This window comes from Bosea sp. Tri-49 (genome assembly GCF_003952665.1).
Lineage (GTDB): Bacteria > Pseudomonadota > Alphaproteobacteria > Rhizobiales > Beijerinckiaceae > Allobosea.
Genome location: NZ_CP017946.1, coordinates 354,220 through 366,648, shown reverse-complemented (window position 1 = coordinate 366,648; position 12,429 = coordinate 354,220). Strand labels below are relative to the sequence as shown.

Here is a 12,429-nt window from a genome sequence, read left to right as displayed (position 1 = left end):
ACCAGCCTACCGGCTCACATCGCCTCCGGGCCGCGGCTCATCGCCGCGATGCCGGTACGCGACACCTCGGTCAGGCCGACCACCGTCATCAGCTTGATGAAGCGCTCGATCTCCTCGGTCGAGCCGGTGAGCTCGAAGACGAAGGAGGTCAGCGTCGCATCGAGCGTGCGCGCCCCGAAGGCGGCAGCGAGCCGCATCGCCTCGACGCGATGGTCGCCCTTGCCGACGACCTTGACCAGGCAGAGTTCGCGCTCGATCGCCTCGCCCTGCAGGGTGAGATCGACGACGCGATGCACCGGCACCAGCCGGTCGAGATGCGCCTTGATCTGGTCGATGACGTTTGCGGTACCCGAGGTGACGACGGTGATGCGCGAGAGGTGCTTCTCGTGCTCAGTCTCCGAGACGGTGAGGCTCTCAATGTTGTAGCCGCGGCCGGAGAACAGGCCGGCGATGCGCGCGAGAACGCCGGGCTCGTTGTCGACGATCACCGCCAGGGTGTGGCGGGCGATCGGCTGCGCGGTCGGGGCGCTGGGATAATGCGTCGTGTTCATCGCTGGGCCTTGCTGCGGCTGAGATTTGGGCGGAAATCGGTCAGGACAGGTTCGTCGACCTCGTCCTCGGATACGATCCAGGGTTCGGCCAGCGCAGCCTCGCGCCAGGTCTTGAAGCCGGCGGTGCCCTGCACGGCCGCGACATAGGCGGCGCTGACAGGATCGAGCGCGATCGAATAGGTAGTGAAGCGGGTCGCCACCGGAGCAAACATCGCGTCGGCCGCGCTGAAATCACCGAACCGGAAATCGCCGCCCGCACCAAACCGCTGCCTCGCATCGCGCCAGATTTCGGTGACGCGGGCGATATCGGCAGCGACAGCCGGGCCGCGATCGCGCGCCGGATGCACCCAGGCGAGGTTCATCGGGCAGGCGCTGCGCAAAGCCGCGAAGCTGGAGTGCATTTCCGCGCAGATCGAACGCGCCAGCGCACGCGCCGCCTTGTCGCGCGGCCAGATCGGCAGTTCCGGATGAGTTTCGGCAAGGTATTCGATGATGGCAATCGAATCCCAGACCGCAATCGCTCCGTCGACCAGTGACGGCACTTTGCGGGCGGGCGTGTACTCGGCAACGGTGCGCTTCCACTCCGGATCGTCGAAGGTCGGCCCGAACGGCACCAGCACCTCCTCGAACGGAATGCCGAACTCAGCCAGCACCAGCCACGGCCGCAGCGACCAGGAGGAATGGGTCTTGTTGGCGATGATCAGCTTCACGCCGCCTGCTCCATCGCCAGCGTGAAATCGAGCGCCGCCTCGACATGCAGCGCGGTGGTGTCGAAGACCGGCAATTCGAAATCCGCCTGCGAGACCAGGAGGCCGATCTCGGTGCAGCCAAGGATGACGCCGTCGGCGCCCTCCTCCCGCGCCGCCCGCGCGACGATCTCGCGATAGCGCGCCTTGGAGGCTGCCTCGACGCGGCCCTGGCAGAGCTCCTCATAAATGATGCGGTGGACATCAGCCCGCTCCGCCTCGTCCGGCACCAGCGCCTCGACGCCAAAAGCGCCGAGACGATCGCGATAGAAGCGCTGCTCCATGGTGAAGCGCGTCGCCAGCAGCAGCGGCCGACGGCTCGTGCTCTTGCGGATCGCCTTGGCGGTGACGTCGGCGAGATGCAGGAAAGGCAGGTTCGTCGCCTGGGTGATGTGGTCGGCGAGCTTGTGCATGGTGTTGGTGGCGAGCACGATGCAGACCGCCCCGCCCTGCTCGAGCCGCCGGGCGCTCGCGGCCATCGCCGCCCCGGCACGATCCCAGTCACCCTTCGCCTGCATCTCGGCGATCGACGAGAAGTCGACCGAGTGCAGCAGGACATCAGCCGAGTGCAGCCCGCCCTGGCGCGCCCGCACGCCCTCATTCAGCAGCCGGTAATAGACCGCCGTCGATTCCCAGCTCATTCCGCCGATCAGGCCGATGGTCGCCATGTGGTCCCCCATGCTGTGCCGATGCCGTCATTCTCGGGCAGCGCGGAGCGCAGACCCGAGAATCTGGTGCAGGATGAAATGCCCATCCGACTGGAGATGCTCGAGTCAGGCCCGAGCATGACGATGCCCGATCAAACGAGCTGCTTGCCCTTGGCGTCGATGATCTCGCCGGTATCGCCTTCGAAATCGGGCAGGATCATCTCGTTATGCGCCTTGCCCGACGGGATCATCGGGAAGCAGTTCTCTTCCTTCGCCACCAGGCAGTCGAAGATCACCGGGCCGGGCGTCTCGATCATCTGCATGATCGCGGCATCGAGATCGGCCGGGTCGGAGCAGCGGATGCCGTGGCCGCCATAGGCCTCCGCCAGCTTGACGAAGTCCGGCAGCGAGGCCGAGTAGCTCTCCGAATAGCGCCCGCCATGCAGCAATTCCTGCCACTGGCGCACCATGCCCATGTACTCGTTGTTGAGGATGAAGACCTTGACCGGCAGCCGGTACTGCACCGCCGTCGACATCTCCTGCATGTTCATCAGGATCGAGGCCTCGCCCGCGACGTCGATGACGAGCGCGTCGCGGTGCTTCATCTGCACCCCGATCGCCGCCGGCAAGCCATAGCCCATGGTGCCGAGCCCGCCGGAGGTCATCCAGCGGTTCGGCTCCTGGAAGCGCAGATACTGCGCCGCCCACATCTGATGCTGACCGACTTCGGTGGTGAAGTAGGTGTTGCGGTCCTTGGTCAGCTCATAGAGCCGCTCGAGTGCATATTGCGGCTTGATAACCGAGCCGGACTGCTTGTAGCCGAGGCTGTTCCTCGCCCGCCAGCCGTCGATCTGTGTCCACCAGGCGGTGAGCGCGGTCTTGTCGATCTGCGGCGAGGTCTCGCGCCAGACGCGGACCATGTCCTCGAGCACATGGGCGCAGTCGCCGATGATGCCGATGTCAACCTTGACGTTTTTGTTGATCGAGGACGGGTCGATGTCGATGTGGATCTTCTTCGAGTGCGGCGAGAAGGCATCGAGGCGGCCGGTGATCCGGTCGTCGAAGCGCGCGCCGATATTGATCATGACGTCGCAGTCATGCATCGCGAGGTTCGCCTCGTAGGTGCCGTGCATGCCGAGCATGCCGAGCCACTGCCTGTCGGCGGCCGGGAAGGCGCCCAGACCCATCAGCGTCGAGGTCACCGGATAGCCGGTCAGGCGCGCGAGCTCGCGCAGCAGCGCCGAGGCGTGCGGGCCAGCGTTGATGACGCCGCCACCGGTGTAGAACACCGGCTTCTTCGCCTTGGCGATCAGCTCGACCGCGGCCTTGATCTTGTTCAGGTCGCCCTTGACCGTCGGACGATAGGTCTTGTGCTGGTTGTCGCGCGGACGGCTATAGGAGCCGGTTGCGAACTGGATGTCCTTGGGAATGTCGACCACGACCGGGCCTGGCCGACCATTGGCGGCGACGTAGAAGGCCTCGTGCAGGACGCGCGGCAGGTCGGCGATGCTCTTCACCAGGTAGTTGTGCTTGGTGCACGAGCGGGTGATGCCGACCGTGTCGCATTCCTGGAAGGCGTCCGAGCCGATCAGATGCGTCGGGACCTGGCCGGTGATGACGACGAGCGGGATCGAGTCGAGCAGCGCATCGGTCAGCCCGGTGACGGCGTTGGTCGCACCGGGGCCGGAGGTGACCAGCACGCAGCCGACCTTGCCCGGCGCCGAGCGGGCATAGCCCTCGGCGGCGTGGACCGCGCCCTGCTCGTGGCGGACGAGCACGTGCTTGACCTTGTCCTGCTGGAAGATCGCATCGTAGATCGGCAGCACGGCGCCGCCGGGATAGCCGAAGAGATGCTCCACGCCCTGGTCCTGGAGGGCGCGAACGACCATCTCGGCGCCGGTCATCATCTCGCTCATAACGGTCTCCTGCGGAGGTCTTGGTCAGTTTCAGTCGGAAAAAGGCAATAAAAAAGGCCCTCGGAGGGGCCTGGGCGTGCGCTGGCGTCGGGGACGCCCGGTTGTAAAACCGGCCCCTACCAGCGCACCTGTACGATAATAAGCTTGCGCATGTCGCAGCCCTGTCGAAACGAAAGTTGCCGGACGCTAGCCGAGCAACACCGCATGGTCAAGCGCGATTAAAGCCGGCAAGCGAAGGCCCGCCCGCGCAGGCGGCCAGCGCGACGCCGAGCGCCGCCTCCGGCGCAGCCGCCGTCCAACCTTCCATCTGGTGGCGGAACCAGGTCATCTGCCGTTTGGCATAAGCGCGGGTGTCGGCCTTGCCGCGTGCCACTGCCTCGTCGAGCGAAAGCTCGCCGTCGAGATAGGCGATCAGCCCCGGCACGCCATGGGCGCGCATCACCGGGAGCAGCGGATCGAGCCGGCGCTCGCGCAGGGCCGCGACCTCTTCGAGCGCGCCTTGCGCCATCATCGCATCAAAGCGCTGGTCGATCCGGGCGCGCACCAGTTCCCGCTCCGGCGCGAGGAAGAGCTTGAGCAGGCTTTGCCCCGCCAGCCGCCCCGGCCGCCTCGAACCCTGGAAGCTCGCCAGTGAGCGCCCGGTCGCCTGCAACACCTCCAGCGCCCGCATCACCCGCAGCCGATCGCTCGGCCGCAGGCGCGCCGCCATCTCCGGATCCTTGCCGGCCAGCTCGGCATGCAACTCGCTGGTCTCGCGCTGCTCCGCCCGGGCCCGGAAGGCAATGCGAACCTCCTCGGGCACTGGCGGGATGTCCGAAAGCCCCTCGGTCAGCGCCTTGAAGTAAAGCCCGGTGCCGCCGACCAGCACCGGCAGGGCGCCCTGCCCGGCCAACTCCTGCAAAAGCGCCGTGACCTCGGCCGCATAGGCCGCGGCGGAATGGTTCACCGCGCCGTCGATGTGGCCATAGAGCCGGTGCGGTACCTCGCCCATCTCCTCCGGCGTCGGTCGCGCGGTGATGACCTGGAGGTCGCGGTAAACCTGCATCGAGTCGGCATTGACCACGACGCCGCCGAAACGGCGCGCCAATGCGACCGCCAGCGCCGACTTGCCGCTCGCGGTCGGACCTGCGATGAGCACCGCGCTGTATTTCACTTCGCTTCCGGCTCCCTCATGACGCTCGTCGCCACCTTCGTCTCCGCCCATGGTCAGGCCCTGCTCGGCGACGGCCTGCTCGCCCGCCTGCGCGCCGCTTCGCCGGCGCCGGCAAAGGTCGAGCGCCTCGATGGCGAGATCGCGGCCGACCTCTTCGCGGAAGCGGACGATGCGCGCAAGCTCGAAGCGGCGCTGCGCGAGGCGCTTGGCGGCGCTCAGGTCGACATCATCGTCCAGCCTGCGCAAACGCGCCGCAAGCGCCTGTTCCTCGCCGACATGGATTCCACCATGATCGGCCAGGAATGCATCGACGAACTCGCGGCCTATGTCGGGCTAAAGGAGAAGGTCTCTGATATCACCGAGCGCGCCATGCGCGGCGAGCTCGAATTCGAGCCGGCCTTGCGTGAGCGCGTCGCGCTGTTGAAGGGCATTGCGCTCGGCGTCGTCGACGAGATCATCGCCAGGAGCATCACGCTGACGCCGGGCGGCAGTGCCTTGGTGCGCACCATGCGCGCCAATGGCGGCTACACGGCCCTGGTCTCGGGCGGTTTCACCGTCTTCACCGGCCCGATCAGCCAGACGATTGGCTTCGACGAGCACCGCTCCAACATCCTGCTCAGCGAAGGCGCCCTGCTCTCGGGACTGGTCGCCGAGCCGATCCTCGGCAAGCAGGCCAAGCTCGACGCGCTGATCGAATTGCGCGCCCGCTTCGGCCTGCCGGATGAGGCGACCCTCGCGGTCGGCGACGGCGCCAACGATCTCGCCATGCTGGGCGAAGCCGGGCTCGGCGTCGCCTTCCGCGCCAAGCCGACGGTGGCAGCCGCAGCCGATGCCCGCCTCGACCATGCCGACCTCACTGCCTTGCTCTACGCCCAGGGCTATCGCGGCGACGAGATCGTCAGGGCCTGAGCCTCAATCGACGATGAACAGCCGCGCTCCGTTCGGCGAGCGCGAGCGATGCGGCTCGGCCTTGTCGGCGACCTGGTAGCTCATCCCGGCCCGCAGCAGCATGGCCCGGCCGTCAGCCAGCGTCGTCTCGAGCTCGCCGTCGAGACACAAGAGAATGTGCCCCTTCTCGCACCAATGGTCGGAGACATAGCCGGCCGAGTATTCGACCATCCTGACCCGGATCGGATTCTCCGCCGGCCCGAAGCGCCTTGTGCGCCAGGTCGCCTGGCCCTCTTCGCCAGGGAAATGCTCCGGCTCGACAGAGGACCAGTCGGTCGTGCCGAAGGGGATGTCGCTCATACGCATTGGATGCCTCTCTGATTAGGAAAGGAACCTTGTCGGAGCCGTGATCGCGTTTCCAACGCAAAAACCTGATGGCGCCAATCAGCGGCAACAAAAAAGGCGGCCCGGAGGCCGCCTTTTCGTCGATCCATCAATGAGGAGCGGTCAGCTCATCGTCACCGCGACGAAGCGGACTTCGCCCTGGCCGTTCGAGACCAGCAGCAGGGCAGATTTCTTACCCTCCTTCTTGAGGGCGTCCAACCGCTTGGTGACGTCCTCGGGCGAATTCACCGCCTCCTGGCCGACCTCGACCACGAGTTCGCCGACGAGGATGCGCTTGTCGGCAGCGTTCGAGTTGCTGTCGACCTTGGTGATGACGACGCCCTTCAGCCCGTCCTTGATCGAGTAGCGCTTGCGCAGCTCCTCGTTCTGGGCCGAGAACTCAAGGCCGAGCGCCGAGGCGGTGGCCGGCTTGGCGGCCTCGCCTGTCGGCTTGTTGGCCGAAGCCTGCTGGACCTTCTCGCCATCCTCGAGCCGGGCCAGCTTGACCGTCTTGGCCAGCTCTTTGCCCTTGCGCATGACCTGGATCGGCACGTCCTTGCCGACCGCCGTGCTGGCGACGATGCGCGGCAGCTCGCGCGAATCCTTCACGTCCTTGCCGTCGAACTTGACGATCACGTCGCCGATCTCAAGGCCGGCCGGCTTGGCCGGGCCCTTGTCGTCGATGCCGGCGATCAGCGCGCCGCGCGCCGTGCCGAGGCCGAGCGCTTCCGCGGTGGCGTCATCGACGTTCTGGATGCGTACGCCGAGCCAGCCGCGGCGGGTCTCGCCGAACTCCTTGAGCTGATCAACGATGTTGGTCGCAAGCGAGGACGGCACGGCGAAGCCGATGCCGACCGAGCCGCCGGTCGGCGACAGGATCGCGGTGTTGATGCCGATCACCTCGCCGGCCATGTTGAACAGCGGGCCGCCCGAATTGCCCTTGTTGATGGCCGCGTCGGTCTGGATATAGGTGTCGTAGGGGCCCTGGTTGATGTCGCGATTGCGGGCCGAGACGATGCCCGACGAGACCGAGCCGCCGAGGCCGAACGGGTTGCCGATCGCCATGACGGGGTCGCCGATGCGGGCCTTGTCGGAATCACCGAACTTGACGAAGGGCAGCGGCTTGTCGTGCTTCACGCGCAGAACGGCGAGGTCGACCTTGGTGTCCTTGCCGACGACCTCGGCCTTGAGGCGCAGGCCATCGCTGAACACCACGGTGATTTCGTTGGCGTCGCCGATGACGTGGTTGTTGGTCACCACCAGGCCGGACGGATCGATCACGAAGCCCGAGCCGGCCGATTGCGAGCGGCGCTGCTGCGGCGGCTGTTGCGGCTGGTTCTGACCCTGTTCGCCGCCACGGCCGCGGCGATTGAAGAATTCCTCGAACAGGTCACCGAACGGGGTGTCGGGGCCGAGCTGCGGAAGTTGCGGCAGGGTGCGGCCGCGGTTCTCGCTGGTCGTCACCGCGGCGATGTTGACCACCGCCGGCATCACCCGCTCGGCGAGATCGGCCAGCGAGATGGTGGTGCCATGGACCTGCGGCACGGCCTGGACAGGTCCGGGCGCCGGCGTCGCCTGGCCGAACGCAGGCACAGTCGCGAAGGCCATGCCGGCGACAGTCGCGACCCGCGCCAGACGGTAGGCATGGGATTGTGTGAGTGCCATCGATGTCCTCATGATCATGAGTTGCCGCGCCAAGTGATCGGCCTTGACGACATTGCAGCGCAGCCGGAATCCGAACGCAACTTAAGAACGCCAAAATGCGGCGGAAGGGCGACGCAAGATTGCGTCATAACGCCGTGATCGCCCAAAAAGGGGCGTCAGCCTCTCGCTAGCCAGACCAGGGCGACACCGACGACCGCCGAGACGATGCCGATCAGCCGCATCCGCTCGGCGGGTGTCTCGGAGGCGCTGCGCAGCGCCTCCTTGGCGATCTCCGGAATCGACGCGAAAAGCAGTCCCTCGATGGCGAAGACCAGGCCGAGCGCCGCGAGGAAATCTGTCATGCGCAGCGCTCGGTCATAGGTCAGGGCTTGGGAGCCGCCGGCGTCGCCGGGGTAGCATCGGTTCCCGCTCCGGCCCGTCGGCCGGACGGGTCGTTGAAGAAGCGGAAGAACGGCGAATCCGGCGTCAGCAGCATCCGAGTATCACCGGACTTCAGGCTCGCTTCATAAGCCTGCATCGAGCGGTAGAAGGCGAAGAACTCCGGATCCTTGCCGAAGCCCTCGGCGAAGATGCGGTTGCGCTCACCCTCGCCCTGGCCGCGGGTCTCGTCGGACTTCCGCTGCGCCTCGGCGACGATGATGATCGCATCGCGCTCAGCCTTTGCCCGAATCTCCTGCGACTGCTGGCCACCGAGCGCGCGCGCTTCCGCCGCCTCCCGCTGGCGTTCGGTCTGCATGCGCTGGAACACCGCCTGCGAGTTGGCCGCCGGCAGGTCGACACGGCGCAACCGGACGTCGACCACGGTCATGCCGAAGCGGCCCGCCTCGCGATTCACCTCGTCGCGGATGCGGTTCATCAGCCGCGAGCGATCGTTGCGGACCATCGACGTGAACGTCGCCTCGGCGAGAACCGAGCGGACATTACCGTTGACGATCGAGGCGAGCTGCGAATTGGCACGCGGGATGTTGTTGACCGCCTGGTAGAAGCGCAGCGGATCGGAAATCCGGTAACGCGTGAAGGCATCGACCACGAGACGCTTCTGGTCCGAGGCGATGATCTCCTGCGACGGCAGGTCGAGATCGAGGATGCGGTTGTCGAGGAAGACGACCTGCTCGAACGGTGCCGGCAGCTTGAGATAGAGCCCCGGCGCGGTCGCGACGGTGCGCACCGCGCCGAAGCGCAGCACGATGGCGGAGTCGGTCTGGCGCACCACGAAGGTGCAGGCATAGAAGACGACCGCGGCGATGGCGACGAGCGCCAGCAGACCCACACGAAGGATGCCGCTCATCGCACCGCTCCCTGGGTCTGGCCGGCCGGACGGCGCTGCTGCTGCCCAAGCTCGCCGAGCGGCAGATAGGGTACGACACCGCTGCCGGAGCCGTTCTGGTCGAGGATCACCTTGTCCATACCACCGAAGACGCGTTCCATGGTTTCGAGGAAGAGCCGCTCGCGCGTGACGGCGGGCGCGTTCTTGTACTGCTCGTAGACCGAGTTGAAGCGGCTGATCTGGCCGAGCGCCTCGTTGACCGTCTGGTCCTTATAGGCCTCGGCCGACTGGAGGAGCTGCGCAGCCTTACCGCGCGATTCCGGCACGACGCGGTTGGCGTAGGTTTCCGCCTCGTTGCGCAGGCGCTCCTGGTCGGCGCGCGCCGCCTGGACGTCGCGGAAGGCGTCGATGACCTGCTGCGGCGGGTCGACCTTCTGAAGCTGGACCAGATTGATCTGCACGCCGGCCCGGTAGGTGTTCAGCGTGTCCTGCATCAGCTGGCGCACTTCGGTCTCGATCGCGCCGCGGTCGGTGGTCAGCACCGGCTGGATGTTGCGCCGGCCGATGATCTCGCGCATCGCGCTCTCGGCGACGGCCTTCACCGTGCCCGGCGGATCCTGGATGTTGAAGACATAGTTCTCGGGCGCGCCCGCATCGATCTTCCACTGCACGATCACATCGATGTCGACGATGTTCTCGTCACCGGTCAGCATCAGGCTTTCCTCGGTGACGTCGGTCTGGCGCGACGTGCGCACCGACTCGACGGTCCGGAAGCCGACTTCGGTGGTGATGACGTTCGTCACCTGCGGCTTGACCACGCTGCCGATCGGATAGGGCCAGTTGTAGTTGAGGCCTTCGCCGGTCTTGCCGATGTATTTCCCGAAGACGAGATTGAGGCCGACCTCGTTCGGGCGGACGATGTACCAGCCGGTCATGAACCAGACGAAGATCAGGAACAGGACGCCGATGATCAGGCCGGGCCCGCCGAGATTGCCGCCCGGCAGGAAATTCTTGAGCCGGTCCTGACCGCGCCGGATGATTTCCTCGAGATCGGGAGGCGTGTTGCCGCCCGAAGGACCGCCGCCCCAGGGACCGCCGCCATTGCCGCCGCCACCGCGCTGGCCCCAGGGGCCACCACCGCCGCCACCGCTGCCGCCACTCCCGCCGCTCTGGTTACTCCAAGGCATGCCTCAGCCGTTCCTCACTCTTTGCTTCGACCGTGCATAGCTGAACGGCAGAACGCTGTCAGCGCCAAGCGGCGCAATGCGCGTTGAATTGGGCATCGGCCACGGATTCGTCAACGACGCAAGCCCCTTTGGTCGTAGACCGTTCGTCGCAGTTCGCCGTTTGGCCTTTAGGATACCCGCTCGAAGGTCGCGAAGGCGAAGGAAAACTCGTCGTCAGCGCCGGCCGGGTGCTCGCTACGGGTGCTCTCGTGGAAGACCGCACGGTCGAAATCCGGGAAGACCGCGTCACCCTCCGGCCGGGCGTGGACGAGGGTCAATTCCAGCCGGTCCACGACCGGCAACGCCTGAGCATACACCTCGCCGCCGCCAGCGACGATGACGGCGCGCGCGCCCATCGCCTTACCGAGCCCCTGCCCCGTTGCGAGCGCCTGATCGAGCGAGGGCACGATATAGACGCCTTCCGGCTGGAAGTCCGGATCGCGCGAGAGCACTACGGTCTGGCGTCCCGGCAGCGGCTTGCCGATCGACAGGAAGGTCTTGCGCCCCATGATGATCGGGCAGCCCATGGTCAATTCTCGGAAGCGGCGCATGTCGGTCTTGAGCCGCCATATCAGCTGGTTGTCGCGGCCGATCACGCCGTTCTCGGCGATCGCCGCGATCAGGACAATGGGGAGCTTCGCCACGGCTCAGCCTCCGGCAGCGAGCTTGTGCAGCGCCTGCCCGTCGAGGCGCTTTACCGTCCACTCGTCCTGCGCCACCGCGCCGATCGAGCGATAGAACACCCGCGAGGGCTCGTTCCAATTCAGCACCCACCAGGCGAAGCGCGACAGGCCTTCATCGACGCAGCGCTTCGCCAAACGCACCATCAGCGCCTTGCCGATGCCGCGGCCGCGATGCTCCGGCCGGACATAGAGGTCCTCGAGCCAGATGCCATGCCGGCCGGTGAAGGTCGAATAGGTGTAGAACCAGATCGCAAAGCCTGCCGGAGCGCCGTCCCATTCGGCAATGTCGCAGAAGACCTTGGGCTCCGGGCCGAACAGGGCGGCCGCCATATCGGCCTCGCTGGCCTCGACCTCGTGCAGCAGTTTCTCGTATTCGGCGAGCTCGCGGACGAAGCCGAGCACGAGCCCGGCCTCATCGGGCCGCACGGGGCGAATCGTCAGCGTCATACGGCATCTCCGACTACAGCGGCGCGGCCGACGGAATCGGCGCGAATAATGCAGCCCGCTTACATCATGACCGGAGCCGGCGCACATAGGCTCGCGCATCCCCGTCAGGCCTCGGGCGGCTCCTCCGGCATGCCCCTGAGCAGATAACCCGCCGCGCCGGCGCTCATCAGCGCGAGGCAGAACCAAGTCAGCGCGTAGACTAGGTGGGTGTTGCGGAAGCCGACCTGGGTCATGCCGCCCTGCGGCAGCGGGCCGGGCTCCGTGGCCGCATCGGCATCGACGAAATAGGGTGCGACCTGGCCGAGCCCCCGCGCTTGCGCGATCGCTGCAACATCGCGGGAATACCAGCGGCCGGCGGCCAGATCGTTGGCGCGCAGGAAGCCACCGCCCGGCTCGCTTAGTCGCAACAGCCCGACCACCCTCGCCTCTCCGCCGGCGACCTTGCGACGTTCCGCGGCTCCACGCTGTCCCTCCGGCACGAAGCCGCGATTGACGAGCGCTGTGAAGCCGGCATCCGCCTGGAACAGAGCCAAGACCCAGAAGCCGGGGCCGCGCTCCGTCACCGCCATAGTCAGCGTCTCCGGTGCATCGGGATAGCGGCCCTGCAGGGTGATGCGGCGATATTCGTCCGCTGCGACGGTGATCCCGTCCCATTGCGCCGGCCCCGGTGCAGCGACGGGCGGAGCCTTGAGGCGCAGCTCAATACGGGCGATCAGGTCGAGCTTCCAGCTCCGCCTCTGGACCTGCCAGATGCCGAGGCCGGCGAAAATCAGAGTGGCCAGGCAGAGCCCCGCGATGAAGATGCCCCGCGCGACGCCACCCTGTCGCCTTCTCTCCGCGTCCGGCCACACGGCTC

The 12,429-nt window shown here is 66.7% G+C and carries 14 protein-coding genes; 1 reads left to right on the top strand and 13 read right to left on the bottom strand.

All coding sequences use genetic code 11. The annotated features are described in order from the left end of the window. Nucleotides 1–14: 14 nt before the first annotated feature. From ilvN to miaA, 5 genes are all read right to left on the bottom strand, one after another. Nucleotides 15–551: an acetolactate synthase small subunit gene (gene ilvN / locus BLM15_RS01820; protein WP_126109818.1), complete on the bottom strand. Its 537-nt coding sequence runs from the start codon at nt 549–551 to the stop codon at nt 15–17. Then, entirely contained in the window at nt 548–1,261 is a 714-nt protein-coding gene (locus BLM15_RS01815) for a glutathione S-transferase family protein (RefSeq protein ID WP_126109816.1), read from the bottom strand. Before BLM15_RS01815 ends, ilvN begins: the two co-directional genes overlap by 4 nt. Continuing rightward, entirely contained in the window at nt 1,258–1,965 is a 708-nt protein-coding gene (locus BLM15_RS01810) for an aspartate/glutamate racemase family protein (RefSeq protein WP_126109814.1), read from the bottom strand. Before BLM15_RS01810 ends, BLM15_RS01815 begins: the two co-directional genes overlap by 4 nt. A gap of 131 nt (nt 1,966–2,096) precedes the next feature. Beyond that, nucleotides 2,097–3,860, bottom strand: a complete 1,764-nt coding sequence (locus BLM15_RS01805; protein ID WP_126109811.1) for an acetolactate synthase 3 large subunit — start codon at nt 3,858–3,860, stop codon at nt 2,097–2,099. A gap of 208 nt (nt 3,861–4,068) precedes the next feature. Then, a complete protein-coding gene (gene miaA / locus BLM15_RS01800; RefSeq protein WP_126109808.1) occupies nt 4,069–5,064 on the bottom strand; it encodes a tRNA (adenosine(37)-N6)-dimethylallyltransferase MiaA in 996 nt (331 codons plus the stop codon). Between miaA and serB the strand changes: the two genes are divergently transcribed. After that, nucleotides 5,032–5,922, top strand: a complete 891-nt coding sequence (serB, locus tag BLM15_RS01795; protein ID WP_126109805.1) for a phosphoserine phosphatase SerB — start codon at nt 5,032–5,034, stop codon at nt 5,920–5,922. The genes miaA and serB overlap by 33 nt on opposite strands. Before the next feature lie 3 nt (nt 5,923–5,925). Here the strand turns inward: serB and BLM15_RS01790 are convergent, their stop codons facing one another. From BLM15_RS01790 to BLM15_RS01755, 8 genes are all read right to left on the bottom strand, one after another. Beyond that, nucleotides 5,926–6,267: a DHCW motif cupin fold protein gene (locus tag BLM15_RS01790; protein ID WP_126109803.1), complete on the bottom strand. Its 342-nt coding sequence runs from the start codon at nt 6,265–6,267 to the stop codon at nt 5,926–5,928. Between the two features lie 141 nt (nt 6,268–6,408). Beyond that, nucleotides 6,409–7,950, bottom strand: coding sequence for a Do family serine endopeptidase (locus tag BLM15_RS01785; protein WP_236846490.1), 1,542 nt, complete (start codon nt 7,948–7,950; stop codon nt 6,409–6,411). A 155-nt stretch (nt 7,951–8,105) separates the two neighbouring features. Next, nucleotides 8,106–8,291, bottom strand: coding sequence for a DUF2065 domain-containing protein (locus BLM15_RS01780; protein WP_126109801.1), 186 nt, complete (start codon nt 8,289–8,291; stop codon nt 8,106–8,108). Between the two features lie 20 nt (nt 8,292–8,311). After that, nucleotides 8,312–9,238 (bottom strand): protease modulator HflC, encoded by a 927-nt coding sequence (gene hflC / locus BLM15_RS01775; RefSeq protein WP_126109799.1) that lies wholly within the window; start codon nt 9,236–9,238, stop codon nt 8,312–8,314. Further along, nucleotides 9,235–10,404, bottom strand: a complete 1,170-nt coding sequence (hflK, locus tag BLM15_RS01770) for an FtsH protease activity modulator HflK (RefSeq protein WP_126109797.1) — start codon at nt 10,402–10,404, stop codon at nt 9,235–9,237. The genes hflC and hflK overlap by 4 nt, the downstream gene beginning before the upstream one ends. 167 nt (nt 10,405–10,571) lie before the next feature. Continuing rightward, entirely contained in the window at nt 10,572–11,087 is a 516-nt protein-coding gene (locus BLM15_RS01765; RefSeq protein ID WP_126109795.1) for a dihydrofolate reductase, read from the bottom strand. Nucleotides 11,088–11,090: 3 nt separating this feature from the next. Beyond that, complete coding sequence (locus tag BLM15_RS01760) at nt 11,091–11,573, bottom strand: GNAT family N-acetyltransferase (RefSeq protein ID WP_126109793.1); 483 nt, start codon at nt 11,571–11,573, stop codon at nt 11,091–11,093. Between the two features lie 104 nt (nt 11,574–11,677). After that, complete coding sequence (locus BLM15_RS01755) at nt 11,678–12,424, bottom strand: SURF1 family protein (RefSeq protein WP_236846489.1); 747 nt, start codon at nt 12,422–12,424, stop codon at nt 11,678–11,680. Nucleotides 12,425–12,429 lie beyond the last annotated feature (5 nt).

What these genes read in the sequence shown, in the direction of transcription:
- serB (WP_126109805.1), top strand. Translation starts at nt 5,032, where the DNA reads ATGACGCTCGTCGCCACCTTCGTCTCCGCCCATGGTCAGGCCCTGCTC.
- BLM15_RS01780 (WP_126109801.1), bottom strand. Translation starts at nt 8,291, where the DNA reads ATGACAGATTTCCTCGCGGCGCTCGGCCTGGTCTTCGCCATCGAGGGA.
- BLM15_RS01810 (WP_126109814.1), bottom strand. Translation starts at nt 1,965, where the DNA reads ATGGCGACCATCGGCCTGATCGGCGGAATGAGCTGGGAATCGACGGCG.
- ilvN (WP_126109818.1), bottom strand. Translation starts at nt 551, where the DNA reads ATGAACACGACGCATTATCCCAGCGCCCCGACCGCGCAGCCGATCGCC.
- hflC (WP_126109799.1), bottom strand. Translation starts at nt 9,238, where the DNA reads ATGAGCGGCATCCTTCGTGTGGGTCTGCTGGCGCTCGTCGCCATCGCC.
- BLM15_RS01790 (WP_126109803.1), bottom strand. Translation starts at nt 6,267, where the DNA reads ATGCGTATGAGCGACATCCCCTTCGGCACGACCGACTGGTCCTCTGTC.
- BLM15_RS01760 (WP_126109793.1), bottom strand. Translation starts at nt 11,573, where the DNA reads ATGACGCTGACGATTCGCCCCGTGCGGCCCGATGAGGCCGGGCTCGTG.
- hflK (WP_126109797.1), bottom strand. Translation starts at nt 10,404, where the DNA reads ATGCCTTGGAGTAACCAGAGCGGCGGGAGTGGCGGCAGCGGTGGCGGC.
- BLM15_RS01805 (WP_126109811.1), bottom strand. Translation starts at nt 3,860, where the DNA reads ATGAGCGAGATGATGACCGGCGCCGAGATGGTCGTTCGCGCCCTCCAG.
- BLM15_RS01785 (WP_236846490.1), bottom strand. Translation starts at nt 7,950, where the DNA reads ATGGCACTCACACAATCCCATGCCTACCGTCTGGCGCGGGTCGCGACT.
- miaA (WP_126109808.1), bottom strand. Translation starts at nt 5,064, where the DNA reads ATGGGCGGAGACGAAGGTGGCGACGAGCGTCATGAGGGAGCCGGAAGC.